We start from the raw sequence: 25520 nt of genomic DNA, 5'->3' as shown, positions 1-25520 counted from the left end.
CGCGCCCACGCTGACGCCGCACAGCCCGTGGGCCCTCAGGCCCCGCAAGGTGCCGCAAACCCCGGGGGCCTCTCGGTGCTGAGGCCCCGCAGGGATGTGGCTTCAGGCGCCGTAGGCCTTGCTCTGGCCCTTGGTCGGCTTGGCGCCTGCGCGGAGGTGGGGTGGGACGAGGTCGCGGGCGGGCTCGGTGTAGCCGACCGAGACGATCCGGTCCCCCTGGTAGGTGAACGTCGTCAGCGAGGCGAGCGTGCACTGCCGCTTGCGCGGGTCGTGCCACAGCCGCCGCCCTTCGACGTACGACCGCACGATCCAGATCGGCAGCTGATGGCTGACCAGCACCGCCTCGTGCCCGCGCGCCCGGTCCCGGGCGGCGTCCAGCGCGCCCTTCATCCGGACCACCTGGTCGATGTACGGCTCACCCCAGGACGGCCTGAACGGGTTGACGAGGTGCTTCCAGTTGCCCGGCCTGCGCAGCGCCCCGTCGCCCACCCCGAACGTCTTGCCCTGGAAGGCGTTCGCGGCCTCGATGAGCCGTTCGTCGGTGTCGAGGCCGAGCCCGTGCGCCTTGGCGATCGGGGTCGCGGTCTCCTGCGCCCGCTCCAGCGGGGACGCCGCGACGTACGTCACATCGCGGGACGACAGGTGCTCGGCGACCCGGTCGGCCATCCGCCGCCCGAGGTCGGACAGGTGGTAGCCGGGCATCCGCCCGTAGAGGACCCCGTCCGGGTTGGCGACCTCGCCGTGCCGCATCAGATGGACGACCGTGATGTCCTTGCCGGTGCTCATGCGGTGGCCTCCGCGGCCGCTCGGGCCGCCGCCGGAAGGGCGTCGGCGATCTTCTGGACGGCCCGCTCGTCGTGGGCCGTGGACACGAACCAGGACTCGAAGGACGACGGCGGCAGATAGACGCCGTTCGCCAGCAGCGAGTGGAAGAAGGCGGTGAAGCGGAAGGACTCCTGCCGCTTGGCGTCCTCGTAGTCGCGCACCCGCCGGTCGGTGAAGAACACGGAGAACATGTTGGAGGCGGTCTGCACCTGGTGCGCGACGCCCTCCTTGGTCAGCGCCTCGCCGACGAGGGAGCGGATCTGCGCGGAGACGGCGTCGACCGTCTCGTACGCGGCGTCGTCCAGCAGCCGCAGCTGGGCGAGGCCCGCGGCGGTGGCGACCGGGTTGCCGGAGAGCGTGCCCGCCTGGTAGACCGGGCCGGCCGGGGCGAGATGGGCCATGACGTCCCCGCGACCGCCGAAGGCCGCCGCCGGGAACCCGCCGCCCATCACCTTGCCGAAGGTCATCAGGTCCGGCTTGACGCCCTCGATCCCGTACCAGCCGCTCCTGCAGGTGCGGAAACCGGTCATGACCTCGTCGGAGATGAACAGGGCGCCGTTCTTGGCGCACGCGTCCTTCAGTCCCTGGTTGAAGCCGGGCTCGGGCGGTACGACGCCCATGTTGCCGGGCGAGGCCTCCGTGATCACGCAGGCGATCTCGCCGGGGTGCCGGTGGAAGGCTTCCTGCACGGCCTCCAGGTCGTTGTACGGCAGCACGATGGTGTCGCCGGCCTGGGCGCCGGTGACCCCGGGGGTGTCGGGCAGCGCGAAGGTGGCGACGCCGGACCCGGCGGCGGCGAGCAGCGAGTCGACGTGACCGTGGTAACAGCCGGCGAACTTGATCACCTTGGACCGCCGGGTGAACCCGCGCGCGAGCCGGATCGCCGACATGGTCGCCTCGGTCCCGCTGGACACCAGCCGCACCTGCTCCACCGGCTCGACCCGGGCGACGATCTCCTCGGCGAGGGCCACCTCGCCCTCCCCGGGCGTCCCGAAGGACGTGCCGCGCGCGACGGCCTCCTGTACGGCGGCGATCACCTCGGGGTGCGAGTGCCCGAGGATCATCGGGCCCCAGGAGCACACGAGGTCGACGTACTCACGCCCGTCGGCGTCGATCAGATAGGGGCCGGATCCGGACACCATGAACCGGGGCGTGCCGCCCACGGCGCGGAAGGCGCGCACCGGCGAGTTCACGCCGCCCGGGGTGACGGCGGACGCACGGTCGAACAGTGCCTGCGAGACGGGCGCTTCATAGGGGTAGGGCGCACCTGAAGGGGACGATTCACTCATGACCTGCGACTTCTCCGACCTCTCCGACCTTCTCCGACCTTCCCCGAAGTTCTCGGCGATTCTCGGACTCCGGGTTGCGTAGTGACCTCCTCAGGGTAGGCCGCCGCCGTCGCGGCTCCCGCAAACACGTGGTCCGACGCCCGCGATCTGCGAGACTGTGGGCCGAGACGACCTGATACACAGGGCGAGACCACAGAAGGACACCAGTTCATACGGCACACGGTGATCAACAGCCACGAAGATCCTGCGGACTGATGTTTCAACGCACGTTTCGGCGGGCGGCCGTGGGGGAGGTCACTGACACGATGATCGGGTTGCGCGGCGGGGGCCACGCGTCCTAGAAAAGCAGTCGGGTGGAGATATGCATCGCGGTGGCGGACTGGGCGAGGGGACTGATGACCTGGGTCCTCGACGCGCCCGGCGGGGAAGGCACCGGCGCGACGCGGAGGAGACGACCGAAGCACGTCAGGCACAGGGTGTACCGGGAGAGCCCGAGCGGCCCGACCGGCGGACCGACCGCTGGGCCGACCGCCGGGTCGACCGCCTCCGGGCGGGGAACAGAAATGGTGGTCGGGTGGGGGTGACGTACAAATACTTCGGTGCGCCCGACGGCGCGACCGCGGCCCGGGTCCCGATCTCGATGCGCCCCGAAGAACTCGGCGGCGACGAGCTGGGCATGAACGGCATGTTCACCAAGATCAAGCCGGAGACGATGGCCGCGATGGTGCTGACCGGCATCGAGGGCGTGCCCCTGCACAAGGTGCCGCCGCTCGAACTGGTGGTCCTGCACCCCGACTACGCGGTGGTCAAACTGCCGATGACGGTGGTCGACCCGCTCCGCGGCATCGGCGAGGAAGCGGTGGGCGCGGCGGCGTTCATCTGGTCCACGGTCCCGGACCGCGGCGGCCCACGGGACGCGTTCAACGTGTACCAACTCCTGCACGAATGGCAGGACTTCAGCCACCGCCTGCACGAGGCAGGCCACCAGCCGTACTGCCTTGTGTGGCCCTGAGCCAGACCACCCGCGGACCGGGCGGGGCTACAACACCCCGCCCCCACCACCACTTTCCCGTCCCGGGCTTCCACTGCCGCATAGGCGCCGCTCGCCGTGCGGGTGCGGGTCTTGTCGGGCAGCGACAACATGTCACCGGCAGGCAAACACGCGCACTGGACAGAGCGGCCCGGGCAGGCGCGTCTACGATCTGTCGGTATGGGCTGGCTGGAGCGGGTCGCGGGGCTGAGGCAGTGGACTCGGAGTGGGACGCGTGCTCCGCACAAGCCGTTGCTGCTCCTGTACGCCCTCGGCCGGTTCCAGGGGGACGCGGAGGGCGGGCTGCGATACAGCGCGGTGGAGGAGGATCTGCAGCGGCTGCTGGCCGAGTACGGGCCGCCGAACCGGACGACGCCCGCCTACCCCTTCCACCACCTGGTCAGCGACGGCGTCTGGGAAGTGCGCACCGATCGCGGGCCCGGCAGCCCCGGAAGCGGGGTGCGGGAGCTACGGGAAACGGGTGCCACCGGGCGGCTCGCGCCGGAGTTGAGAGCGGCGCTGCGACGCGAACCCCAACTGCTGGGAAACATCGCACGGTTGCTGCTCGACCTGCACTTCCCGCCCTCCCTCCACGCCGAGTTGTGCGAAGCCGTCGGCCTGGAGCTGGAGCCGGCGGAGCCGCAGCGGCTCTCGACGGCGCGCAGGCAACGGGACCGGCGGATGCGGGAGTTGGTACTGACCGCCTATGAGTACCGGTGCGCGTTCTGCGGATACGACGGCAGGATCGGCGCGGTGCCGGTCGGGCTGGAGGCCGCCCATGTGCGCTGGTGGGCGTTCGGCGGGCCCGACGAGATCGAGAACGGGCTGTGCCTGTGCTCGCTGCACCACAAGCTCTTCGACAAGGGCGTCCTCGGTGTGGGAGACGATCAACGCATCCTGGTCTCACAGCGCTTCGTCGGCCACAGCCCCAGCGCCCGCGAGCAGGTCATAGCCCTCGCGGGCCGCCCACTCGTCGGCCCGCAGCCCGGCGCGCGTACCGTCGCGGCGGCCCACCGCCACTGGCACACCCGCCAGGTCTTCCACGGCGCCCCGCGCCCCGCCACGGGCGCCTGACCGCGGCAGCCCCGCCGCGGTAACTCGGCTCAGCAGTACGGTGGTTGGTTGGTCATCGACGACGCCACCCGCATCCAGATGCCGAACTGGCGGTATAGCGCGGGTAGTTGGCCGCGAGCCTGGACGGTGCGGCTGTCGCTGGTGGTGACTCCGGGGATGCCCGGCAGGGTGGCGGCCACCGAGGAGGACTGCCAGCGGACCGTGAGGGTGACATCGTCCGTGGCGGCGGGCGGGCGCGGCGGCGCGGGCGTGAGCGCCGCGGCGACCGTGTCCTCGATCGCCTGCCGGGCCTCCGCCGCGGGGCGCAGTTCCGCCGAGAAGCGGTCGTGCGCGTACTTCACGGGGACCGTGGCGATCCGGTCGTCCCACGCCGTGGCCTCGGCGCAGGCCGCGTCGTCCCCGGTGAGTACGGCCACGGGGACACCGAGGGCCGCGGCGGTGGCCTGGGCCAGGCCGATCTCGCCCACGGGGCTGCCGTCCAGCCAGATGTCCTCGATCTCGTGTCCCATGAAGCTGTGGCTCAGTACGCCGAGGGCGCCCGCCCGGGAGTGGTAGCCGACGCAGATCATCGCGTCGTGCCCAGCGGTGAGCCCTTCCAGCATGCCCATCTGCTTCGGCCTGCCCCGGACCAGGCGGGCCGCCGGGTGCAGCGCCTCGGGCAGCAGATTGCGCATGGGACCGTGGGCGTCGTTGACCAGGACGTCGGTGGCGCCGGCCGCGAGGGCGCCGCGTACGGCGGCGTTGACGTCCTCGGCCATCATCGACCGGCCGCGTTCGTAGTCCCGGCCACCGGGCTGGACGTCGTCGCGGTCGACGAGCCCGGTGATGCCCTCCATGTCGACGCTCAGATAGATCCGCACGGAGCCAAGCCTAGGTCAGGGCCTAGGCCCCATCGACCCTACGTGATGTAGGTTCCCAGCTGTCCAAGGGCCGTACGACTCGTTCCACGGGGGCATGATGCAGGGCACGAACGCGGACGTGAACACACAGGGGGCACAGAGGCACGGGCCCGGCGTGCGGGCGGCGGGCGGTCTTGTGCCCACCGTCGCCCTGCTCGTCGTGAGCCTCGCCGTCGCCGCCGTGGGGGTGTACGAGCTGTGCGGCTTCGGGCTGCACAGCCTGGAGCGACGGCCGCACCTGTTCAGCGACGGGCTGGCCACCGCGGGCGTGATCGTCGCCGTGGTGGCGGCCGGGGCCGCGGCGGGCAACCTGGCCTGGCATCTGACGGCGGCACGCCGCGGCACGGACACGTAGGCGCTGCGCTGGACATGCCGCGATATGCCGTCTGTCGTCTGCGGCGCCGTTGTGGCTGGTCGTTCCCCCAAGTTCTCGGCTTCGCTCGAACAGGGGGGACCCCCATCGCGGCGGAGCCGCATATCGATACAGCCCCGCGCCCCTTCGGGGCGCTGCCGAACCGCAGCAGATCCACTGGACCTGCTCAGACGTAAGGCGAAGGTGCGACGGATCCTGACGCACCGCTCACCCGCCTCTTACCCTACGCACTGTAGGGTCGAGGGCGCCCCCACCCCCGTCCCCAAGGTGTCCGGTCACCATGTCCGCACAGCAGTCGACGCTGACTTCCCCGCTCCCCGTTCGGCCGAGCCGCCGCCGGATCGCCGTGCCCGCCCGGCTGCGGGCGCGGGCCGCCGGGGCGACCGTCTGGTATCTGCGGCTGCTCGCCGTGCTCAACATCGTCGCGGTGGTGTCGCTGCCGTTCCGCGAGGAGGTGCACGAGCACAACGCGGGCGAGTTCTTCACGCCGTACCTGGCCACCGCGGGCCTGGTCTCGGCTGCGCTCGCGCTGTTCCTCGCGGTGGTGATGCGCCGTCGCAAACGCGCGGCCTGGGTCTTCAACCTGCTCCTGGCCGGCCCCCTGTGCTGTCTGTACGCGCTCGCGCTGACCACCGACACCTACGGCAGGCATCTGTTCAACTGGCTCTCCGCCGCGCTCACCGGCCTGTTCGTGGCCGCGCTGCTGGCCGGCCGGCGCGAGTTCGACGCCGTCGGCGACCGCTCCAACCCGCGGCTCGCGCTGGCCGTCGGCGCGGGCGGCATCCTGGTCAGCGGCACCCTCGGCACGCTGCTGGTGAGCGCGACGAACACCCGGCCCGGAGCGGACCTCCAGGACCGGATCGCGTACACCCTGCTGCGCGGCGTCAGCGTCGGCCCGCTCGCCGACCGGATCGACTCGGTGAACGCGCCCCGCTGGGTCGACGTCATCGTCAACACCCTGATCGCCGCGACGTTCCTGCTCGTCCTGTACGCCTGCTTCCGCGCCCCGCGCGGGCAGGCGCTGCTGGGCGCGCGGGACGAGGAGCGGCTGCGGGCGCTGCTGGACCTGCACGGCGAACGCGACTCCCTCGGCTACTTCGCGCTGCGCCGCGACAAGTCGGCCCTCTTCTCCCCGAGCGGCAAGGCGGCCGTCGCCTATCGCGTGGTGGGCGGCGTGAGCCTGGCCTCCGGGGACCCGATCGGCGACCCGGAGGCATGGCCCGGGGCCATCGACGCCTGGCTCGCCGAGGCGCGCCGGCACGCCTGGACGCCCGCGGTGATGGGTGCGAGCGAGGAGGCCGGCACGGTCTACGCCCGGCACGGCCTCGACGCCCTGGAACTCGGCGACGAAGCCGTCGTGGAACTCGCCGACTTCACGCTGGAGGGTCGGGCGATGCGCGTCGTCCGGCAGGCGCACAACCGGGTCCGGCGGGCCGGGTACACGGTGCGGGTGCGGCGCCACGCGGACATCCCCGAGTCCGAGATGGCGCTGCTGGTCGAGCGCGCCGACCACTGGCGCGACGGCGCCACCGAGCGCGGCTTCTCGATGGCGCTCGGCCGCCTCGGCGACCATGCCGACGGGCGCTGCGTGATGCTGGAGTGCCGGGACGCGGCCGGTGAACCGCGGGCCCTGCTCAGCTTCGTCCCCTGGGGCGAGCACGGCCTGTCCCTGGACCTGATGCGCCGGGACCGGGCGTGCGAGAACGGGCTGATGGAGTACATGGTCGTGGAACTGCTGCTGCGTGCCGAGGAGTTGGGTGTGCGGCGGGTGTCGCTGAACTTCGCGATGTTCCGTTCCGTCTTCGAACGGGGCTCCCGGCTGGGCGCGGGCCCGGTGCTGCGGCTATGGCGGTCGGTGCTCACGTTCTTCTCGCGCTGGTGGCAGATCGAGTCCCTGTACCGGGCGAACGCCAAGTACCGGCCGGTGTGGGAGCCCCGGTTCCTGCTGTTCGCCAAGAGCAGCGACATCCCGCGCATCGGGCTGGCCAGCGCCCGCGCGGAGGGCTTCCTCACCCCGCCCGCCCTACCGTCCCTTCCCCGACGCCAACGCACCACCGGTCCCAGGCCCGCCTCGCCCCCGGCGCCCTGAGCACCCCGAGCAGCCAGGCGGAGCCGTTCGCCGCCCCCGGTGCGGGGGCGGGCCGGTCACCGCCGCACGGCCGCCGCGCCGAACAGCCGCCCGCGCATTCCGACCCGTTCGTACACGGCGATCGCGGGCTTGTTGTCCGCGTCCACCATGAGCGCGGCGCGGCCGTGACGTCGTACGAGCGCATCGACGACGAACGCCGACACGGCCGCGGCCGGCCCCCGGCCACGGGCCCGCGGATGGGTCACGACCCCGGCCATGAAGCCGCAGCCGGCCGCCGACCAGGCATCCGCGGCGACGGCGACGACCCCCGCCGCGCCGTCGCCCTCACCCGCGCGCGCCCCGGCCCACCGCCGCACCCCGGGCCGTCCCGGCTGTGCGTACGAGTCGGGGAAGCACCGGTCGAACAGCGCGGCCGCCGCCCGTTCGCCGTCGTGGTCCAGCCAGTGCACGCCGCAGGGCGGGCCGGGCGCCGTCGCCGTCTCCATCCACAGGAAACCGGCGCCGCCGGACACCAGCCCGGGTGTGCCGCGTACCAGCGCGTCGATCAGCCGGGCGTCCCCGAACGGCCGGTACGTCGGCCCGACCTCCCGCAGCGCGCGACGGACCAGGGGCAGCGCGTCCTGCGGGTCGCCCGCCACCGCGAGCCGGTCCCGTCCGGACAGTCCGGGGCCTGCGACCGCTGTCGCCGAACCGTGCCGGAAGATCCGCACGCCCGGCCCCGGGCCGTCGCCCTCCCGGCGCTGTTCGGCCCAGAGGAGGTGTCCGTCCTGTGCGCTCACGGGTGTCCCCCGTGCGCCGGGCCCCCCGTGAGTCCCCCGCCCACCGTGAACCCGATCACCGAGCCGCCGCCCTCGCGGCGCAGGGCGAACGGCGCGCCCCCGTGCGCCATGGCCACCTCCCGCACGATGGACAGACCGAGACCGGAGCCGGGCAGGGAGCGGGCGTCGGCGGCGCGGTAGAAGCGGTCGAAGATGCGGATCAGGTCGCCGTCGGCGATGCCCGGCCCGCGGTCGAGCACTTCGACGCGGACCGGTCCGGTGGTACCGGCCCCCGCACGGGCGAAGCCGTGGCCCTTAGGGAGCGCCGGCCCGGTGACCCGTACCTCGATGGGCGATCCGCCGTCCCGGTCGAACTTGGTGGCGTTCTCGACCAGGTTGGAGATCGCGCGCTGGAGCATGGCGGGCCGCCCGTGGGTGGTGGTGTCCCCGGCGGCCCGCAGCACGATGTCCCGGCCGGTGCGGCGGCGCGCGAGACCCACGACGTCCTCGGCGATGTCCGCGAGGTCGACCGGCTGCGGCGGCTCGGTGTCGGACTGCCCGGCGGCCAGGTCGACGAGTTCGTTGACGAGGTCCGTCAACTCGCGTGCTTCCTGGGTGAGATCGGCGACGAGTTCGTCGCGGGTGGCGGGCGGCAGCTCGTCGATGCGGCGCAGCAGGGAGATGTTGGTCCGCAGGGAGGTGAGCGGGGTGCGCAGTTCGTGGCCCGCGTCCTGGACCAGTCGGCGCTGGTCCTCCTCCGACTGGGCGAGGCGCCCCAGCATGCGGTCGAACGCCCGGCCCAGGCGCCCCACTTCGTCGAGACCGGCGACGGGTACCTCGATGCCCAGCCGGCGGGTGCGGGCGACGTCCTCGGCGGCGGTGGTGAGCAGGACCAGGCGCCGGGTGATGCGGCGGGCCAGCCACCAGCCGAACAGTCCGGCGGCGACCACGACGGCGGCCATCAGGATCAGCGTGCGCCGCTGGAGCGCCCGCAGCAGGTCCTCGGTGTCGCTGAACTCCTGCGCGACCTGCACCGCGCCCCGTCCGTCGCCGAGCGCGACGGTGGCGATCCGGAACAGGTCCTCGCCGACCCGGACGTCCGTGTACTGGACGGTCGTCCCGGCCTCCTTGGCGGTGGCGACCGCCCGGTCCTTGGCGGTGACGGGCAGGCCGGGGCTGCCGTGGTCGGCGATCTGCCCCTGGGGGCCGAGCACTTGGACGTCGGTGCGGCTGGGCCGTACCACGTCGTGTCCCGGCCGGGTGGAGCTGAAGTCGCCGGGGACCATCTCCTGCTGCCGCACCTCGGCCTGCACGTCCTGCACGACCTGGGTGAACACGGACTGCTGGTCCACCCGGACCAGCCGGGCCGCGGCACCGTAGGACAGGATGCCGACGAGGATCGTGACGGCGGCGGTGACGGCCGCGAAGGACACGGCGAAGGTGGTGCGCAGCGAGACCAGCTTGGGCCTGCGCAGGGCCGGCAGCCGCCGCAGGCGGCCCACTCAGTCCTCCCGCAGCACGTAACCCACGCCCCGCACGGTGTGGATCAGCTGGGGTGCGCCGGGCTCGTCGAGCTTGCGGCGCAGGTAGCCGACGTAGACGGCGAGGTTCTTGGAGCCGGGTCCGAAGTCGTAGCCCCAGATGCGGTCGTAGATGGTGGAGTGGTCGAGCACGATGCCGGCGTTGCGGACCAGGAGCTCCAGCAGTTCGAACTCGGTGCGGGTCAGCTCCAGCTCCCGCTTGCCGCGCCAGGCCCGGCGCGCCTGGAGGTCCATGCGCAGCCCGGCGGCCTCCACCTGGCGGTCGTTGACCTGGGTGTCGCGGACCGGGTCGGTGCCGCCGCCGTTCCCGCCGCCGTTGCCGCCCGCGGTCACCGGGGTGGTACGGCGCAGCAGGGCGCGCAGCCGGGCGAAGACCTCCTCGACGTCGAACGGCTTGACGACGTAGTCGTCGGCTCCGGCGTCGAGGCCGGCGATCCGGTCGGCGGTCTCGACCAGTGCGGTGAGCATGAGGATCGGGGTGCGGTCGCCCTCGGCGCGCAGCACCCGGCACACCTGGAGCCCGTCGATGCCCGGCATCATCACGTCGAGGAGGAGGATGTCCGGCGGCGTGCGGTGGGCATGCGCCAGCGCCTCCACCCCGTCGGCGACCGCCGTCACCTCATAGCCCTCCAGGGTCAGGGCACGCTCCAGGGCGTGACGGATGGCGCGGTCGTCTTCGGCGAGCAGTACAGTCTGGGGCACGACCCCAGTCTGCCAAGGCCACCGGCGGTTCGACCGTGTCGAACGGGTCTACGATCACCCTTTTTACCTGGCTCTCACCGTCCCGGACGCAACCGGAGGCCGGGGCCCACCGTCTTCTCACCGTCGGCCGCGATGTGCCGCCGAACGGCCGTCAGGCGGCGCCGAGCCGCGCCAACTGCTCCTCGAAGGGCACCACTCGCGGGACGTCCGCCGCGTCCCCCACCCGGCTGCCGACACCCGCGCCACCCGTGGCGCCGGCCTCGCTCCCGACGCCTGCTCCGCTCCCGGTGGCCGCTCCGTCTCCGGTGACTGCCCCGTTTCCGGCACCCGCCTCAGCCCCGGCGCCACCCTCGTTCCCCGCGCCCGCCTCGGCCCCGTCGCTCGCCGTCAGGCCGGTCATCAGCGTGGCCAGCTCCGCCGCCGCCCGGTCGATCCGCTCCGCCAGCCCCGGCGCGCCCCAGTCCTCCGAGGCGGCGTACACGGCGGTGGGTACGACCACCGCCCTGAGGTAGGAGAAGAGCGGACGCAGGGCGTGCTCCAGGACCAGGGAGTGCCGGGCCGTACCGCCGGTCGCGGCGATCAGCACCGGCTTGCCGGCCAGCGCGTCCTTGTCGAGCACGTCGAAGAAGGACTTGAACAGACCGCTGTAGGAGGCCGTGAACACCGGGGTGACGACGACCAGCCCGTCCGCCCGCGCGACCGCGTCCTGCGCGGCGGACAGGGCACGGCCCGGGAAGCCGTTGGTGAGGTTGTGCGCGATCTCCACGGCGAGTTCGCGCACCTCGACGACCTGGACGTCGGCCGGGGCGTGCCGGCCGGTGGCCGCGGCCAGCCGGTCGGCGAGCAGCCGGGTGGAGGACGGGACGCTCAGTCCCGCCGAGACGACGACGAGCTTCATACGGCGGCCACCTCCTGGGCGGCGAGCAGGGACGCGTGGGTGGGGGCCTCGGGCACGCCGGCCGGGCGGCCCTTGGCGAACTCCTCGCGCAGCACCGGTACGACCTCCTCGCCGAGCAGGTCGAGCTGTTCGAGCACCGTCTTCAGCGGCAGTCCCGCGTGGTCCATCAGGAACAGCTGGCGCTGGTAGTCGCCGGCGTACTCGCGGAAGGACAGCGTCTTCTCGATGACCTGCTGCGGGGAGCCGACGGTCAGCGGGGTCTGGTCGGTGAAGTCCTCCAGGGAGGGGCCGTGCCCGTAGACCGGCGCGTTGTCGAAGTAGGGGCGGAACTCGCGCACCGCGTCCTGCGAGTTCTTCCGCATGAACACCTGGCCGCCGAGCCCGACGATCGCCTGCTCGGGCGTGCCGTGCCCGTAGTGCGCGTACCGGGTCCGGTACAGCTCGACCATCCGCTTGGTGTGGTCGGCCGGCCAGAAGATGTTGTTGTGGAAGAAGCCGTCGCCGTAGTAGGCGGCCTGCTCGGCGATCTCCGGGGAGCGGATGGAGCCGTGCCAGACGAACGGCGGCACGCCGTCCAGCGGGCGGGGCGTGGCGGTGAAGCCCTGGAGCGGGGTGCGGAACTTGCCCTCCCAGTTCACCACGTCCTCGCGCCACAGCCGGTGCAGCAGGGCGTAGTTCTCGATGGTCAGGTTGATGCCCTCGCGGATGTCCTGGCCGAACCAGGGGTAGACCGGTCCGGTGTTGCCGCGGCCCATCATCAGGTCGACCCGGCCGTCGGCCAGGTGCTGGAGCATCGCGAAGTCCTCCGCGATCTTCACCGGGTCGTTGGTGGTGATCAGGGTGGTGGACGTGGACAGGATCAGCCGCTCGGTGCGCGCGGCGATGTAGCCGAGCATCGTGGTCGGCGAGGACGGCACGAACGGCGGGTTGTGGTGCTCACCGGTCGCGAAGACGTCAAGGCCGACCTCCTCGGCCTTCAGCGCGATGGCGACCATGGCCTTGATGCGCTCGCGCTCCGTCGGCGTACGGCCCGTGGTGGGGTCCGGCGTGACGTCGCCGACGCTGAAGATCCCGAACTGCATGGTCGCTCACCCTCCAAGTTGTTTACGGTTCAACTATACCCGTCGAACGGTCGGCCGCCACTCCCTATTCCGGCGCTTGTCGGTGCCCCGTCCTACGATCGCGGCATGGCCGCCGCACGCCGTGACACCCGGGGCATCGTCGATGCCGCGGACCTCTTCGCGCACGTGGACTTCCGCCGCCGGGAGCCCGCCGTACCGCTGCGCCCGTACCTGGAGCACTACTGGCTGATCGACTGGGACCTCGCCCGGCCGTACGTCTCGCAGGTCGTCCCGCACCCCTCGGTGAACATCGTCTTCCAGCAGTTCTCCGGTCAGGAGCCGTTCGCGGAGGTCTCGGGCGTCGGACTCGGGCTGTTCACCCAGAAGCTGGAGGGACGGGGCCGGGTCTGCGGAATCCAGTTCCGGCCCGGCGGCTTCCGGCCCTTCGCGCCGGACCGCCCGGTGGCCGGGTGGACGGGCCGGCGCGTCCGCTTCCCCGGCGTCTGGCCGGACGCCGACGTGCGGGCCGTGCTCGGCCCGGACGAGGAGGACGCCCGCGTCGCCGCCCTGGACACGTTCCTGCTCTCCCTCGATCCCCGGCCCGATCCGCAGGCCGACCTCGCGACCGCCCTGGTGGACCGCATCCGCACGGACCGCTCGATCCGCCGCGTCACGGACTTCGCCCGCGCGGAGGGCCTGTCCGTACGGCTGCTGCAACGGCTGTTCGCCGGGTACGTCGGGGTCGGGCCGAAGTGGGTCATCCTGCGCTACCGCATCCACGAGGCGCTGGAGCGCGCCGAGACCGGGCACGCGGTGGACTGGGCGGCCCTGGCCGCCGACCTCGGCTACGCGGACCAGGCCCACCTGATCCGCGACTTCACCACCACGGTAGGGGTGCCTCCGGCGGCTTATGCGGCGGGGGTTCGCTGAAATCCTGCCGGAGGCCGGCGGCGCCGTCGCGCGATGGGTCGTCGGTTGTCCGCGGCCACGTCGTGGCTGGTCGCGCCGTTCCCCGCGCCCCTTTGGGGCGCGCTGCACCACCCACCGCTACAAGCTCAGTTGCCGTGGCGCACCGCGTAGATCATGACCCAGGCCAGGATGTGGATGCCGAAGAGGAAGTACGCGAGGAAGTACCAGACCTGGCGCTCGTTCTTCGTCTCCTGGGCGAGCCGGCGCTTCTCGGCGGCGCGCTCCGGCGAAAGCTCCTCGGACTCGGACATCAGCGCTCCCGGTGGACCTTCGTGTTCGACGCCTGGGCCCGCGGACGCAGGATCAGCAGGTCCACATTGACATGGCTGGGCCGGGTCACCGCCCAGGCGATGGTGTCCGCCACGTCCTTCGCGGTGAGCGGCTCCGCCACGCCCTCGTACACCTTCGCCGCCTTCTCAGCGTCGCCGCCGAAGCGGGTCAGCGCGAACTCGTCCGTCCTGACCATGCCGGGCGCGATCTCGATGACGCGGACCGGCCGGCCGACGATCTCCAGGCGCAGGGTCTCGGCGAGGACATGGGCGCCGTGCTTGGCGGCGACATAGCCCGCGCCGCCCTCATAGGTGCCGTGGCCCGCGGTGGAGGAGACCACCACGACCGTGCCGTCGCCGCTCGCCTCCAGCTTGGGCAGCAGCGCCTGGGTGAGGTTGAGGGTGCCGATGACGTTCGTCTCGTACATGGTGCGCCAGTCAGCCGGGTCTCCGGTGGCGACCGGGTCGGCGCCGAGCGCCCCGCCCGCGTTGTTGACCAGGACCCCGACCGTCTTGAAGGCGGTCGCGAACTCGTCGACGGCGGCCCGGTCGGTGACGTCCAGCGGATAGGCCGTCGCCGCGCCCCCGGCCGCTTCGATCTCCTCGGCCAGCGCCTCGATGCGGTCCTTGCGGCGGGCCGTGAGCACGACCCGGTAGCCGGCGGCGGCCAGCGCACGGGCGGTGGCAGCGCCGATTCCGCTGCTCGCACCGGTGACGACGGCGATGCGGGAGGCGGCGGGCGGTACGGCGGCGGCCATGGGCTGCTCCTCGGCGGGCGGAGGCGGGTCTGTGCCCAGGGTAGGTGACGGCCACCGACGCCCGGTGCCCAGGCGGTGGATCAGCCGGCGTCGCGCGGCGCCCACATGATCACGGCCATCCCGACGAGGCAGATCAGCGCGCCGGCGAGGTCCCAGCGGTCGGGCCGGTAGCCGTCGGCGACCACGCCCCACAGGATCGAGCCGGCCACGAAGATCCCGCCGTAGGCGGCGAGGATGCGGCCGAAGTGGGCGTCGGGCTGGAAGGTGGCGACGAAGCCGTAGGCGCCGAGGGCGAGCACCCCGCCGGTCACCCACAACCAGCCGCGGTGCTCCCGGACGCCCTGCCAGACGAGCCAGGCGCCGCCGATCTCGAAGACGGCGGCGACGACGAACAGGGCGGCGGAGCGGAGGATCAGCATGGGTGCAGCTTGGCATGCACGGTGTCACCTGATGGACGGCGCCTGCCGCCCGCCGCGCGTGGCATACATCCCTGCGTACGCCATGACGTGATACCGGATCGCACGACGGAGTGGGTGGCATGCGAAGGACGAGGGTGCTTGCCGTGTGGGGCGCCGCCGCGCTGGCGGCGGTCGCCGCCGCCGGGCCCGCCGGGGCGGTAGGGGCGCCGGAGGCGGACCTGGCGTACCACGGGTCGGCGGCGCTGACCGGGGACCGGGTCGACATCCGGTTCACACCGCGCAACCACGGGCCGTCCGCGGTGCCGGGCGCGAGCGTGCAGCTGCGCTGGTCGGTGCCGCTCGCGGACCGGCAGGAGCTGCCGGCCGGGTGCGCGCGCACGGGCGAGCGGGAGCTGGTGTGCGGGACGGGGCCGCTGGCCGAGGACGGGGTCGGGGAGCAGATCCGGCTGGTGGTGGCGCTGCGGGACCGGCCCGCGGAGGTCACGGTGGACCTCGACACGGTGTGGAACGGCGGCACAGTGGACCGCGACCGCACCAACGACCGCGAAGAGCTGCTGATCCTGAACACCGGGGATCCGTACGCGTTCTGACCCGGTACGTCGGCTGCACGACGCGTACGGCGCGAGCGGGCCGCGCGGAGCGAACCGCCCGAGCGCAACGGCACGAGCAGGCAGCGCGGAGCGAACCGTGCGCAGGAGCGTGAGCGGAACCGCGGACGAAAGGGAGCGCATGGCCGGGACCGGGAGCGCGCGGGGGCGGCTGCTGGCGGAGCTGTCCACCGTCTCCCGCCGGTACATGGCCTCGTACGCCCTGTTCAACCAGGCCGTCGCCGACCATCTGGGCCTGCACCCCACCGATCTGCAGTGTCTGAACCTGCTCGCGCTGGAGCGGGCTCCGGTGACGACGGGCCGGGTCGCGGAGCTGACCGGGCTGACCACCGGGTCGGCGACCCGGCTGGTGGACCGGCTGGAGCGGTCGGGCTATGTGGTCCGGGAGCGGGACGCCTCCGACCGGCGGCGGGTGCTGGTGGCGACCGTACCGGAGAGGATCGCCGAGTTCGGGCGGGCGTGGGAGCGGCTCGGCGGCGACTGGGCCGCGCTCTTCGAGGACCTGGACGACACGGAACTCGCCGCGATCGTCCGCCACATGAGGCGAACGGTGGCCTTCAGCGCCGACCGGATCAACCGGCTGCGCGAGACCCGGCCGCAGTCCCCGCCCGGCGGGTAAGGCCCCGGCGCCCGACCGGGGCCCGCGGCGTCAGCCCTTCACACACACGACCTGCTTCAGCCGCGCGACGACCTCCACCAGGTCCCGCTGCTGGTCGATGACCTGCTCGATCGGCTTGTAGGCGCCCGGGATCTCGTCGACCACGCCGGAGTCCTTGCGGCACTCCACGCCACGGGTCTGCTCCTCCAGGTCCTTGGTGGAGAAACGGCGCTTGGCGGCGTTGCGGCTCATGCGCCGACCGGCGCCGTGGGACGCGGAGTTGAAGGACTTCTCGTTGCCGAGACCGCGCACGATGTAGGAGCCCGTGCCCATCGAGCCCGGAATGATCCCGTACTCGCCGGAGCCCGCGCGGATCGCGCCCTTGCGGGTGACGAGCAGGTCCATGCCCTCGTAGCGCTCGCGGCTCACGTAGTTGTGGTGGCAGCTCACCTCGGGCTCGAAGGTCACCTTGGCCTTCTTGAACTCCTTGTGGACGACCTCCTTGAGCAGCGCCATCATGATCGACCGGTTGTGCCGCGCGTACTCCTGGGCCCAGTACAGGTCGTGTTCGTACGCCGCCATCTGCGGGGTGTCCGCCACGAAGACGGCGAGGTCGCGGTCGACCAGTCCCTGGTTGTGCGGAAGGCTCCGGGCGACGTCGATGTGGTGGTCGGCGAGTTCCTTGCCGATGTTGCGGGAGCCGGAGTGCAGCATGAGCCAGACGGAGCCGGCCGTGTCGACGCACACCTCGCAGAAGTGGTTGCCGGAGCCGAGCGTGCCCATCTGCTTGCGGGCCCGGTCCGCCCGGAACCTGACCGCGTCCGCGACCCCGTCGAACCGTCCCCAGAACCCGTCCCACTGCGCGGTGCCGAGGCCGTGGAAACGGGACGGATGGACGGGGTCCTCGTGCATGCCCCGGCCCACCGGAATCGCTTCCTCCATCTTCGAGCGGAGCCGGGACAGGTCGCCGGGCAGGTCGTTCTCCGTCAGGGAGGTCCTGACCGCCGACATCCCGCAGCCGATGTCCACGCCCACCGCGGCCGGGCACACCGCGCCCTGCATGGCGATGACCGATCCGACCGTCGCACCCTTGCCGTAGTGGACGTCCGGCATCACGGCCAGGCCCTTGATCCAGGGCAGCGTGGCGACGTTGCGCAGCTGCTGCAGCGCGCCGTCCTCGACCGTGGCGGGGTCCGTCCACATGCGGATGGGGACCTTGGCGCCCGGTATCTCCACGTACGACATGTCTTCCTCATTCCCCCGAGAAGAATCCCCCGAGAAGTCAACAAAAGCCTTGGAAGCGACACACGGCAAAATTGACGCCTAGGTCGGTGAAAAGCGACAACGGACCGGCGTGTGCGGCAGCGCGTGCGATACACATTGTCTCCAGGGGGCGCCCCGCTGCGGCAAGCGAATAACCAGCGGGGACACTGGAGTACCGAACGCACCGACACCGTCGAGAGGACCCTGACCGTGCAGCGGAAGGCGTACGCAATCGGCACCGCCGCCCTCCTCGCGGCGCTGCTGACCGGCTGCACCGGCGGGTCCGGTGACAAGGGGTCGACGGACAACGCGAACCCGGGCGACACCGGCGCGGCGACCGCGGCGGCCCAGCCCGGCAAGTACCGCACGCTCCCCGAACCCTGCGGCGTGGTCGGCCGTGGCACCCTCGACTCCCTGTTGCCCGGCATCAAGCAGATCGCCGACCAGGACCAGCGGGCCAAGGCGTACGAGGGCACCGCGACCCTGACGTACGACACCGACCGCAAGGTCGGCTGCCGTTGGAAGGTCGAGTCCGCCGACGCCACCGACCACCTCCTCGTCGACTTCGAGCGGGTCGTGTCGTACGACAACGCCGTCAGCGACGACAGTCAGGCGCACAACCTGTTCGCGGCCAGCGAGACGGCGGCCGACCTGCCCGAGCCCCGCGTGTCCACCTCCTCCTCGGCGCTCGCGGCCGGCGGCGAAGCGACCGCCGATGCCTCACCGGGCAACTCGCCCTCGTCCTCGGCCTCGTCACCGTCTCCGTCGTCGTCCGGTTCCTCCTCGCCCGACTCGTCCTCTTCCGGCTCGCCGTCGGCCGGCGCGTCCGGCGGTGGCACCCCGGCCGACCTCCAGCCGCGGGTGCTCGACGGCCTGGGCGACGAGTCCTTCCTCGACGACCAGCTCGGCGGCTCCGGTTCGACGGCAGCGCGGCGGACGGTGACTGTGGTGTTCCGCACGTCCAACGTGATCGTGACCATCGAGTACGCGGAGCAGCCGACGACCGTCGGAGTGACCCCGGACAGCAAGGAACTGCAGGACAGGGCGCGGAATCTGGCCGCGCAACTGGCCGGCTCGCTGAGCGGCTAGCGGCCACCTCGCCCGCTTCGGTGCCGATCCACGAGGCGCGCGAAGCGGAACCGCACCGCTCCTTCACCGCGTACCGTGGCCCCCCGGACCCGATCCGACCGCAGGAACACGAGCGTCATGAGTGAAGGAACCATGCAGCGAGCAGCCCAGCGAGACGACCACCGTGATCAGCGTGACCGGCGAGCGGGGAGGCTCGCCCGAGCCCTTGGCTGCGCGGCCGCCGCCGCGGCGGTGCTCGCCGCCGCCGGCTGCTCCTCGGACTCCGGCTCCCAGGGCGGCACGGCCGAGCAGTCCCCGAGCGGCAGCGCGACCGGCACCTCCGTGAGCCCGTCGCCCACCGTGCAGGCCGCCGCGTACCGCAAGCTGCCGGAGTCGTGCGCCGTGCTGTCGAAGAAGACGCTCGGCGAACTCGTCCCGAAGGGCACGTCGTCGGGCAAGGAGGGCGGCTCCGACGACACCTCGTCCCGGGCCAGTTGCTCCTGGACCAGCCTGGACGACAACGGGGTGAAGGGCTCCCAGTTCCGCTGGCTGAGCGTGTCCCTGCTGCGTTTCGAGTCCGACACCCACCGCGGCCCGGCCGACGAGCAGGCACAGGAGTACTACGCCAAGCAGGTCCAGGACGCGCAGGCCGTGGAGGGCGCCAAGAACGTCAAGTCGCAGCCGCTCGCCGGGGCGGGCGACCAGGCGACCACGGTGCGCTACGACCTGAAGAAGAAGGAAGGCGCCTTCAAGCAGCAGACGATCGTGGCACGCGTCGAGAACGTCGTCGTCACCCTCGACTACAACGGTGCGGGCCTGGCCGGCGAGAAGACCCCGAACGCGGACGATCTGGCGAAGGCCGCGCAGAAGGCGGCAAAGGAGGCCGTGGCCGCGGTGTCGTCGGCGAACGACGGGGGCGGCTCGTCGTCCGCGTCCCCCTCCAAGTCGCCGTCCGCATCGCCCTCGAAGTCGTCGTCCGCGTCGCCGTCCGCGTCCGAGTCGGCCAAGAAGGGCTGACCAGCGGCCTGCTGACGGACCGGCGACACGCGCGCCGCACACATGTGCCACCCTGTTGCGCGCAACCACACGCAAGGGGAGGGGAGTCGGGTGGCCCGGCCAATCCAGCTGACCCGGATGCACCGCGTTCTCATCGGCGTGGTCGTGACCGGCGCCGTGATCATCGCCGGCATCGGCTTCGCCGGTTCCTACGCGGCCGTCCGCGAGCTGGCCCTCAAAAAGGGGTTCGGGGATTTCTCCTACGTCTTCCCGATCGGCATCGACGCGGGCATCTGCGTCCTGCTCGCCCTGGACCTGCTGCTGACCTGGATCCGCATCCCCTTCCCGCTGCTGCGCCAGACGGCCTGGCTGCTGACCGCGGCGACCATCGCCTTCAACGGCGCGGCGGCCTGGCCCGACCCGCTGGGCGTGGGCATGCACGCGGTGATCCCGGTGCTGTTCGTGGTCGCGGTCGAGGCCGCACGGCACGCCATCGGCCGCATCGCCGACATCACGGCGGACAAGCACATGGAGGGGGTACGCCTCACCCGCTGGCTGCTCTCCCCCGTCCCCACGTTCCTGCTGTGGCGCCGCATGAAGCTGTGGGAGCTGCGCTCCTACGAGCAGGTGATCAAGCTGGAGCAGGAACGTCTCGTGTACCAGGCGCGGCTGCGCTCCCGCTTCGGCCGGGCCTGGCGCAGAAAGGCGCCGGTGGAGTCCCTGATGCCGCTGCGGCTGGCCAAGTACGGGGTGCCGCTCGGCGAGACGGCCCCCTCGGGCCTGGCCGCGGCGGGCATAGAACCGATCCTGATATCCGCGGCGCCCCCGCAGCCGGCGCTGCCGACGGCCGGTGTCCCCGGCGTGGCCGCGGCCACGGTCCCCGTCCAGCAGCCGCCGGCGCCCGCCGACGAGCGGCGCTCCGGGCCGGTCGAGCAGGACGCCGGGCAGCCGGAGGCAGCGCAGCCCGGGGACGCACAGGACCCGGAGCAGAGCCCCTGGTTCCAGAAGCACCCCCAGCACGTCGACTACCAGGGTGGATACGACCCTTACTTCGACCCGGGCGACCTGGCGTACGGCCCCCAGTACGGCCCCGACGAGCAGTACGAGCAGCAGTGGTTCGAGGCCCAGCAGTACCCGGACCAGCTGCCGGCCGACCGGTACCGGGAGCGCCCGGTGAACCAGCAGGCCACCGGCCCGTACCAGGAACAGCCCTACCAGGAACAACAGGAGCAGCCCTACCAGGAGCCCGAGCCGCCCGCCCCCTCCCCCGAGGACACCGGCAGCTTCCCGATCCCGGTGGGCCCGAACCGCACCCGGGAGCTGGGCGAGGGCGGCGGCACCCCGGCAGCGGAGCCGGACGAGGACGCGTACTACCAGGTCTTCAAGAAGTCGATCAACGGCAGCTACCCGACCCCGCGCGAGTTCGGCGACAACGTCGAGGCCGAGTTCGGCAGATCGCTGCCCTCGGACGAGGCCAAACGCATGGTCAGCCGCTTCACCAACCGCCACACCGCGGAACTCGAAGAGGACCACATCGCCTGAGCGGCACAACCACCCACGCGACCGACGAGGGGGCGCCCGGTGTGCACCGGGCGCCCCCTCGTCAGGGTGGTGGGGTCACTCGCCGAGCAGGGCCCGGACGCGGTCCTGGCCGACCGCGAGCAGCAGCGTGGGCAGGCGCGGGCCGGTGTCGCGGCCGACCAGCAGGTGGTACAGCAGCGCGAAGAACGACCGCTGGGCGGTCTTGATCTCCGGCGGCAGCTCCTTCGGCGTGGCGTCGGCGGGGAACCCGGCCTGCACCTTGGGCACGCCGTACACGAGGTGGGTCAGCCCGTCCAGCGACCAGTGCCCGGCCAGCCCGTCCAGCAGCAGCCGCAGCGACTGCTGCCCCCGCTCGTCGAGGGACTTCAGCAGCTCGGCGTCGGGCTCCTCACGCACGATGGTGCGCTGGTCCGCCGGGACGTGCGTGTTGATCCACGCCTCGGCCTTGTCGTAGCGCGGCCGGGCCTCGTCGAGCGAGCCCAGCGGATCCGCCGGGTCGAGTTCGGACAGGATGCGCAGGGCCTGGTCCTGGTGGCCTGCGGTGATGTCCGCGACCGACGCGAGCGTGCGGTACGGCAGCGGACGCGGCGTCTTCGGCAGGTCGCGGGCCGCCGTGCCGACGGCGCGCGTGTAGGCGGCCACGTCCCCGGGGAGCGCGGCGCCCTCGGCGACCTTGCCGGCCAGCTTGTCCCACTCGTCGTACAGACGCTGGATCTCCTGGTCGAAGGCGATCTTGAAGGACTGGTTGGGCCTGCGGCGGGCGTACAGCCAGCGCAGCAGCTGCGGCTCCATGATCTTCAGCGCGTCGGCCGGCGTGGGCACACCGCCACGGGACGACGACATCTTCGCCATGCCGCTGATCCCGACGAAGGCGTACATCGGCCCGATGGGCTGCTTGCCGCCGAAGATCCCGACGATCTGGCCGCCGACCTGGAAGCTGGACCCCGGCGAGGTGTGGTCGACGCCGGAGGGCTCGAAGACGACCCCCTCGTACGCCCAGCGCATCGGCCAGTCGACCTTCCACACCAGCTTGCCGCGGTCGAACTCGCTCAGCCGGACGGTCTCCGTGAAGCCGCAGGCGCCGCAGACGTACGCCAGCTCGGTGCTGTCGTCGTCGTACGAGGTGACCGTGGTCAGGTCCTTCTCGCAGTTGCCGCAGTACGGCTTGTACGGGAAGTAGCCGGCGGAGCCGGAGCTGCCGTCGTCCTCGCTCGCCGCGCCGGAACCCTCCTCGGCCTCCAGCTCGGCCTCGTCGACCGGCTTCTGCGACTGCTTGTGCGCCTTCGGCTTGGTCCGGTACTGCGCGAGGATCGCGTCGATGTCACCGCGGTGCCGCATCGCGTGCAGGATCTGCTCGCGATAGGCGCCTGAGGTGTACTGCGCGGTCTGGCTGATCCCGTCGAACTCCACGCCCAGTTCGGCCAGCGACTCGGTCATGGCGGCCTTGAAGTGCTCGGCCCAGTTCGGGTACGCGGAGCCGTGCGGCGCGGGCACGGACGTCAGCGGCTTGCCGATGTGCTCGGCCCAGGACTCGTCGACGCCCGCGATGCCGGCCGGGACCTTGCGATAGCGGTCGTAGTCGTCCCAGGAGATCAGGTGCCGGACCTGGCGGCCGCGTCGGCGGATCTCGTCGGCGACCAGGTGCGGTGTCATGACCTCGCGCAGGTTGCCCAGGTGGATCGGACCTGACGGGGAGAGGCCGGACGCGACGACGACCGGTTTGCCCGGGGCCCGACGCTCCGACTCCTCGATGACCTCATCCGCGAAACGGGAGACCCAGTCGGTGGTCTCGGTGCTCTGAGCCACGATCGGCACGTCCTTCTTTCTGAACGGTTGACACCCCATTGTCACAGACCACCTTGCGACCGCGAAAACCGCTTTACCCCCCGTGGGATACTGACGGAGACCATCCATCCCCACGAGGAGAACGGCATCCCTTCCTATGGCCTCGGTCACGTCCCTCAGCGACTCCGTACAGCAGCGTCTCGCGGCGGCCCTCTCGGCGGCACTGCCGGACGCCGACTCCGCGGACCCGCTGCTGCGACGAAGCGACCGGGCGGACTTCCAGGCCAACGGGATCCTGGCGCTCGCCAAGAAGGCCAAGGCGAACCCGCGGGAGCTGGCGGCCGAGGTCGTCTCCCAGGTCGTCACCGGTGAGGTGATCGAGGACATCGAGGTCTCCGGGCCCGGCTTCCTGAACATCACCGTCGGCGACGGCGCGATCACCCGGAACCTCGCGGAACGGTACGCGGACGAGACGGGCCGCCTCGGCGTGCCCCACGCCCCCGACCCCGGTACGACGGTGATCGACTACGCCCAGCCGAACGTGGCGAAGGAGATGCACGTCGGCCATCTGCGCTCGGCCGTCATCGGCGACGCGGTGGTCCAGATCCTGGAGTTCACCGGCGAGACCGTGGTCCGCCGGCACCACATCGGGGACTGGGGCACCCAGTTCGGCATGCTCATCCAGTACCTGGACGAGCACCCGCACGAGCTGGACCACAAGGCCGACGAGAACACCGCGGTCTCGGGCGAGGAGGCGATGTCGAACCTCGACCGCCTCTACAAGGCGGCGCGGGGGCTCTTCGACTCCGACGAGGAGTTCAAGACGCGGGCCCGGCGCCGGGTGGTCGACCTCCAGGCCGGCGAACCGAACACGCTCGCCACCTGGCAGCGGTTCGTGGACGAGTCGAAGATCTACTTCTTCTCGGTCTTCGAGAAGCTGGACATGGAGATCAGCGACCCGGACATCGTCGGCGAGTCCGGGTACAACGACATGCTGGCCGAGACCTGCCGCCTGCTGGAGGAGTCCGGCGTGGCGGTCCGCTCCGAGGGCGCGCTCTGCGTGTTCTTCGACGACGTCAAGGGCCCGGACGGCCAGCCGGTCCCGCTGATCGTGCAGAAATCCGACGGCGGCTACGGCTACGCGGCCACCGACCTGTCGGCGATCCGGGACCGCGTCTTCCACCTGAAGGCGGACACGCTGCTGTACGTGGTCGACGCCCGCCAGTCGCTGCACTTCCGCATGATCTTCGAGACGGCCCGCCGGGCCGGCTGGCTCAACGAGGACGTGAAGGCGCAGCAGCTGGCGTTCGGCACGGTCCTCGGCAAGGACGGCAAGCCGTTCAAGACGCGTGCGGGCGAGACGGTCCGGCTGGTCGACCTCCTGGACGAGGCGATCGACCGGGCCACCTCCGTCGTCCGCGAGAAGGCCGAGAAGGTGGGCCTGACCGAGCAGGAGATCGTCGAGAACGGCCGGTACGTCGGCATCGGTGCGGTGAAGTACGCGGACCTGTCCACGTCGGCGGTGCGGGACTACAAGTTCGACCTCGACCAGATGGTCTCGCTCAACGGCGACACCTCGGTCTACCTCCAGTACGCGTACGCCCGTATCCAGTCGATCCTGCGCAAGGCGGGCGACGCCCGCCCGGCCGCCCACCCGGAGCTGCCGCTGGCGCCGGCGGAGCGCGCGCTGGGACTGCACCTGGACCGGTTCGCCGAGACGATCCGCGAGGTGGCCGCGGCCTACGAGCCGCACAAGCTCGCCGCGTACCTCTACCACCTGGCCACGCTGCTGACCGCGTTCTACGACCAGTGCCCGGTGCTGAAGGCCGACACCCCTGAGCAGCGGGAGAACCGCCTGTTCCTCGTGGACCTCACGGCCCGCACGCTGCACCGCGGCATGCGCCTGCTGGGCATCCGCACGCCCGAGCGGCTCTGACCCGCACCACCGCACCAAGCCGCGCACGGCCCCCGCCGGACCCCGGGGAACCACCGGACGGCGGGGGCCATTTCGTCATGCCCAGGTAGGCTCCCGACCATGATTCGCGCTGTGATCTTCGACGTCGGCGAGACGATCACCAGAGATGACCGGTACTGGGCAACCTGGGCCGACTGGCTCACCATCCCCCGCCACACTCTCTCCGCCCTCGTCGGCGCCGTCGTCGCCCGCGGGGACGACAACTCCGAAGCACTGCGCCTCATCCGCCCCGGCATCGACATCCAGGCCGAGTACGCCGCCCGGGAAGCCGCCGGACGCGGGGAACGCCTCGATGAAAGCGACCTGTACGACGACGTGCGGCCCGCCCTCTGCGCACTCCAGGATCAGGACGTCCGCGTCGTCATCGCCGGGAACCAAACCGCCCGCGCCGGCGAACTGCTTCGCGGGCTCGACCTGCCGGCCGACTACATCACCACGTCCGCCGAGCTCGAGGCCGCCAAGCCGTCGACCGACTTCTTCCACCGCGTGCTCGCCGCCAGCGGCACCGACCCGCACACGTCCCTGTACGTCGGTGACCACCCCGCCAACGACATCGGACCCGCGCAGGCGGCCGGGCTACGCGCCGCGCACCTGCGCCGCGGGCCATGGGGACACCTGTGGGCCGACACGGTGGAGGCAGCCTCAGCGGACTACCGTATAGACTGTCTGCTCGACCTCGTTGGGATCGTCTCCGCCTGACCGCCCTCACAAGCCGAACCGACACCGCTACG

Annotated in this window: 25 protein-coding genes; 12 read left to right on the top strand and 13 right to left on the bottom strand. The window is 71.9% G+C overall.

Annotated features, from left to right (window positions below; all coding sequences use genetic code 11):
- Positions 1 to 102 precede the first annotated feature (102 nt).
- Both ACIRFL_RS29270 and hemL read right to left on the bottom strand, forming a co-directional pair.
- Positions 103 to 786, bottom strand: coding sequence for a histidine phosphatase family protein (locus ACIRFL_RS29270; protein WP_404034224.1), 684 nt, complete (start codon positions 784 to 786; stop codon positions 103 to 105).
- The gene (gene hemL, locus ACIRFL_RS29265; RefSeq protein ID WP_404034222.1) at positions 783 to 2114 is read right to left on the bottom strand and encodes a glutamate-1-semialdehyde 2,1-aminomutase; all 1332 of its coding nucleotides are present in this window, start codon (positions 2112 to 2114) and stop codon (positions 783 to 785) included. The genes ACIRFL_RS29270 and hemL overlap by 4 nt, the downstream gene beginning before the upstream one ends.
- 574 nt (positions 2115 to 2688) lie before the next feature.
- Here hemL and ACIRFL_RS29260 point away from each other — a divergent pair.
- Together ACIRFL_RS29260 and ACIRFL_RS29255 are read left to right on the top strand one after the other, a co-directional pair.
- Positions 2689 to 3126 (top strand): hypothetical protein, encoded by a 438-nt coding sequence (locus ACIRFL_RS29260; RefSeq protein ID WP_003974483.1) that lies wholly within the window; start codon positions 2689 to 2691, stop codon positions 3124 to 3126.
- A gap of 198 nt (positions 3127 to 3324) precedes the next feature.
- Complete coding sequence (locus tag ACIRFL_RS29255) at positions 3325 to 4218, top strand: phosphorothioated DNA-binding restriction endonuclease (RefSeq protein WP_404034220.1); 894 nt, start codon at positions 3325 to 3327, stop codon at positions 4216 to 4218.
- 29 nt (positions 4219 to 4247) lie between these two features.
- Here the strand turns inward: ACIRFL_RS29255 and ACIRFL_RS29250 are convergent, their stop codons facing one another.
- Complete coding sequence (locus ACIRFL_RS29250; RefSeq protein ID WP_404034218.1) at positions 4248 to 5078, bottom strand: M55 family metallopeptidase; 831 nt, start codon at positions 5076 to 5078, stop codon at positions 4248 to 4250.
- 94 nt (positions 5079 to 5172) lie between these two features.
- On the opposite strand from ACIRFL_RS29250, the gene ACIRFL_RS29245 reads away from it, so the two are divergent.
- Together ACIRFL_RS29245 and ACIRFL_RS29240 are read left to right on the top strand one after the other, a co-directional pair.
- Positions 5173 to 5472: a hypothetical protein gene (locus ACIRFL_RS29245; protein ID WP_404034216.1), complete on the top strand. Its 300-nt coding sequence runs from the start codon at positions 5173 to 5175 to the stop codon at positions 5470 to 5472.
- 298 nt (positions 5473 to 5770) lie between these two features.
- Positions 5771 to 7579 (top strand): phosphatidylglycerol lysyltransferase domain-containing protein, encoded by a 1809-nt coding sequence (locus ACIRFL_RS29240; protein ID WP_404034214.1) that lies wholly within the window; start codon positions 5771 to 5773, stop codon positions 7577 to 7579.
- 56 nt (positions 7580 to 7635) lie between these two features.
- On the opposite strand, the gene ACIRFL_RS29235 is transcribed toward ACIRFL_RS29240, so the two are convergent.
- From ACIRFL_RS29235 to ACIRFL_RS29215, 5 genes are all read right to left on the bottom strand, one after another.
- On the bottom strand, positions 7636 to 8358 hold the full coding sequence (locus tag ACIRFL_RS29235; RefSeq protein WP_404034212.1) for a GNAT family N-acetyltransferase: 723 nt from the start codon (positions 8356 to 8358) through the stop codon (positions 7636 to 7638).
- Positions 8355 to 9839: an ATP-binding protein gene (locus ACIRFL_RS29230; RefSeq protein ID WP_404034210.1), complete on the bottom strand. Its 1485-nt coding sequence runs from the start codon at positions 9837 to 9839 to the stop codon at positions 8355 to 8357. The genes ACIRFL_RS29235 and ACIRFL_RS29230 overlap by 4 nt, the downstream gene beginning before the upstream one ends.
- Positions 9840 to 10580, bottom strand: a complete 741-nt coding sequence (locus ACIRFL_RS29225) for a response regulator transcription factor (protein WP_404034208.1) — start codon at positions 10578 to 10580, stop codon at positions 9840 to 9842.
- Between the two features lie 151 nt (positions 10581 to 10731).
- On the bottom strand, positions 10732 to 11478 hold the full coding sequence (locus tag ACIRFL_RS29220; RefSeq protein ID WP_404034206.1) for an FMN reductase: 747 nt from the start codon (positions 11476 to 11478) through the stop codon (positions 10732 to 10734).
- Positions 11475 to 12560 (bottom strand): LLM class flavin-dependent oxidoreductase, encoded by a 1086-nt coding sequence (locus ACIRFL_RS29215; protein WP_404034204.1) that lies wholly within the window; start codon positions 12558 to 12560, stop codon positions 11475 to 11477. The genes ACIRFL_RS29220 and ACIRFL_RS29215 overlap by 4 nt, the downstream gene beginning before the upstream one ends.
- A gap of 105 nt (positions 12561 to 12665) precedes the next feature.
- On the opposite strand from ACIRFL_RS29215, the gene ACIRFL_RS29210 reads away from it, so the two are divergent.
- Positions 12666 to 13469, top strand: a complete 804-nt coding sequence (locus ACIRFL_RS29210) for a DUF6597 domain-containing transcriptional factor (RefSeq protein WP_404034202.1) — start codon at positions 12666 to 12668, stop codon at positions 13467 to 13469.
- Between the two features lie 125 nt (positions 13470 to 13594).
- Here ACIRFL_RS29210 and ACIRFL_RS29205 read toward each other — a convergent pair whose 3' ends face one another.
- The 3 genes from ACIRFL_RS29205 to ACIRFL_RS29195 form a co-directional block, all read right to left on the bottom strand.
- Positions 13595 to 13759 (bottom strand): hypothetical protein, encoded by a 165-nt coding sequence (locus ACIRFL_RS29205; protein ID WP_388721363.1) that lies wholly within the window; start codon positions 13757 to 13759, stop codon positions 13595 to 13597.
- Entirely contained in the window at positions 13759 to 14535 is a 777-nt protein-coding gene (locus ACIRFL_RS29200; RefSeq protein ID WP_404034200.1) for an SDR family NAD(P)-dependent oxidoreductase, read from the bottom strand. The genes ACIRFL_RS29205 and ACIRFL_RS29200 overlap by 1 nt, the downstream gene beginning before the upstream one ends.
- An 80-nt stretch (positions 14536 to 14615) precedes the next feature.
- Positions 14616 to 14954 carry a YnfA family protein gene (locus ACIRFL_RS29195; protein ID WP_404034198.1) on the bottom strand — a complete coding sequence of 113 codons (339 nt, stop codon included), beginning with the start codon at positions 14952 to 14954 and terminating at the stop codon, positions 14616 to 14618.
- A gap of 119 nt (positions 14955 to 15073) precedes the next feature.
- Here ACIRFL_RS29195 and ACIRFL_RS29190 point away from each other — a divergent pair, with 119 nt between their 5' ends.
- Together ACIRFL_RS29190 and ACIRFL_RS29185 are read left to right on the top strand one after the other, a co-directional pair.
- A complete protein-coding gene (locus ACIRFL_RS29190; protein WP_404034196.1) occupies positions 15074 to 15544 on the top strand; it encodes a hypothetical protein in 471 nt (156 codons plus the stop codon).
- A gap of 139 nt (positions 15545 to 15683) precedes the next feature.
- Complete coding sequence (locus tag ACIRFL_RS29185; protein ID WP_404034194.1) at positions 15684 to 16181, top strand: MarR family winged helix-turn-helix transcriptional regulator; 498 nt, start codon at positions 15684 to 15686, stop codon at positions 16179 to 16181.
- Positions 16182 to 16211: 30 nt separating this feature from the next.
- Here the strand turns inward: ACIRFL_RS29185 and ACIRFL_RS29180 are convergent, their stop codons facing one another.
- On the bottom strand, positions 16212 to 17405 hold the full coding sequence (locus ACIRFL_RS29180) for an RtcB family protein (RefSeq protein ID WP_404034192.1): 1194 nt from the start codon (positions 17403 to 17405) through the stop codon (positions 16212 to 16214).
- Between the two features lie 228 nt (positions 17406 to 17633).
- On the opposite strand from ACIRFL_RS29180, the gene ACIRFL_RS29175 reads away from it, so the two are divergent.
- The 3 genes from ACIRFL_RS29175 to ACIRFL_RS29165 all read left to right on the top strand — a co-directional run bounded on the left by ACIRFL_RS29175 (position 17634) and on the right by ACIRFL_RS29165 (position 21029).
- A complete protein-coding gene (locus ACIRFL_RS29175) occupies positions 17634 to 18512 on the top strand; it encodes a DUF3558 domain-containing protein (RefSeq protein ID WP_404034190.1) in 879 nt (292 codons plus the stop codon).
- A gap of 117 nt (positions 18513 to 18629) precedes the next feature.
- Positions 18630 to 19508, top strand: coding sequence for a DUF3558 family protein (locus ACIRFL_RS29170; RefSeq protein WP_404034188.1), 879 nt, complete (start codon positions 18630 to 18632; stop codon positions 19506 to 19508).
- Between the two features lie 90 nt (positions 19509 to 19598).
- On the top strand, positions 19599 to 21029 hold the full coding sequence (locus ACIRFL_RS29165) for a DUF2637 domain-containing protein (RefSeq protein ID WP_404034186.1): 1431 nt from the start codon (positions 19599 to 19601) through the stop codon (positions 21027 to 21029).
- A gap of 75 nt (positions 21030 to 21104) precedes the next feature.
- On the opposite strand, the gene lysS is transcribed toward ACIRFL_RS29165, so the two are convergent.
- Positions 21105 to 22844 carry a lysine--tRNA ligase gene (gene lysS / locus ACIRFL_RS29160; protein ID WP_404034184.1) on the bottom strand — a complete coding sequence of 580 codons (1740 nt, stop codon included), beginning with the start codon at positions 22842 to 22844 and terminating at the stop codon, positions 21105 to 21107.
- Between the two features lie 127 nt (positions 22845 to 22971).
- Between lysS and argS the strand changes: the two genes are divergently transcribed.
- Both argS and ACIRFL_RS29150 read left to right on the top strand, forming a co-directional pair.
- Positions 22972 to 24750, top strand: coding sequence for an arginine--tRNA ligase (gene argS / locus ACIRFL_RS29155; RefSeq protein ID WP_404034182.1), 1779 nt, complete (start codon positions 22972 to 22974; stop codon positions 24748 to 24750).
- 99 nt (positions 24751 to 24849) lie between these two features.
- The gene (locus tag ACIRFL_RS29150; protein ID WP_404034180.1) at positions 24850 to 25488 is read left to right on the top strand and encodes an HAD family hydrolase; all 639 of its coding nucleotides are present in this window, start codon (positions 24850 to 24852) and stop codon (positions 25486 to 25488) included.
- Positions 25489 to 25520 lie beyond the last annotated feature (32 nt).

Origin of the sequence: Streptomyces sp. NPDC102462, from assembly GCF_044765425.1 — a bacterium.
Taxonomy (GTDB): domain Bacteria; phylum Actinomycetota; class Actinomycetes; order Streptomycetales; family Streptomycetaceae; genus Streptomyces.
Note: the sequence above shows the minus strand (reverse complement) of the source record. Positions and strands in the feature narration are given on the sequence as shown.

Bases quoted from the DNA above. Each gene is read 5' to 3' on its own strand.
- ACIRFL_RS29270 (WP_404034224.1), bottom strand. From the start codon at position 786: ATGAGCACCGGCAAGGACATCACGGTCGTCCATCTGATGCGGCACGGC.
- hemL (WP_404034222.1), bottom strand. From the start codon at position 2,114: ATGAGTGAATCGTCCCCTTCAGGTGCGCCCTACCCCTATGAAGCGCCC.
- ACIRFL_RS29255 (WP_404034220.1), top strand. From the start codon at position 3,325: ATGGGCTGGCTGGAGCGGGTCGCGGGGCTGAGGCAGTGGACTCGGAGT.
- ACIRFL_RS29245 (WP_404034216.1), top strand. From the start codon at position 5,173: ATGATGCAGGGCACGAACGCGGACGTGAACACACAGGGGGCACAGAGG.
- ACIRFL_RS29240 (WP_404034214.1), top strand. From the start codon at position 5,771: ATGTCCGCACAGCAGTCGACGCTGACTTCCCCGCTCCCCGTTCGGCCG.
- ACIRFL_RS29220 (WP_404034206.1), bottom strand. From the start codon at position 11,478: ATGAAGCTCGTCGTCGTCTCGGCGGGACTGAGCGTCCCGTCCTCCACC.
- ACIRFL_RS29215 (WP_404034204.1), bottom strand. From the start codon at position 12,560: ATGCAGTTCGGGATCTTCAGCGTCGGCGACGTCACGCCGGACCCCACC.
- ACIRFL_RS29210 (WP_404034202.1), top strand. From the start codon at position 12,666: ATGGCCGCCGCACGCCGTGACACCCGGGGCATCGTCGATGCCGCGGAC.
- ACIRFL_RS29205 (WP_388721363.1), bottom strand. From the start codon at position 13,759: ATGTCCGAGTCCGAGGAGCTTTCGCCGGAGCGCGCCGCCGAGAAGCGC.
- ACIRFL_RS29200 (WP_404034200.1), bottom strand. From the start codon at position 14,535: ATGGCCGCCGCCGTACCGCCCGCCGCCTCCCGCATCGCCGTCGTCACC.
- ACIRFL_RS29195 (WP_404034198.1), bottom strand. From the start codon at position 14,954: ATGCTGATCCTCCGCTCCGCCGCCCTGTTCGTCGTCGCCGCCGTCTTC.
- ACIRFL_RS29190 (WP_404034196.1), top strand. From the start codon at position 15,074: ATGCGAAGGACGAGGGTGCTTGCCGTGTGGGGCGCCGCCGCGCTGGCG.
- ACIRFL_RS29185 (WP_404034194.1), top strand. From the start codon at position 15,684: ATGGCCGGGACCGGGAGCGCGCGGGGGCGGCTGCTGGCGGAGCTGTCC.
- ACIRFL_RS29180 (WP_404034192.1), bottom strand. From the start codon at position 17,405: ATGTCGTACGTGGAGATACCGGGCGCCAAGGTCCCCATCCGCATGTGG.
- ACIRFL_RS29170 (WP_404034188.1), top strand. From the start codon at position 18,630: ATGAGTGAAGGAACCATGCAGCGAGCAGCCCAGCGAGACGACCACCGT.
- argS (WP_404034182.1), top strand. From the start codon at position 22,972: ATGGCCTCGGTCACGTCCCTCAGCGACTCCGTACAGCAGCGTCTCGCG.
- ACIRFL_RS29150 (WP_404034180.1), top strand. From the start codon at position 24,850: ATGATTCGCGCTGTGATCTTCGACGTCGGCGAGACGATCACCAGAGAT.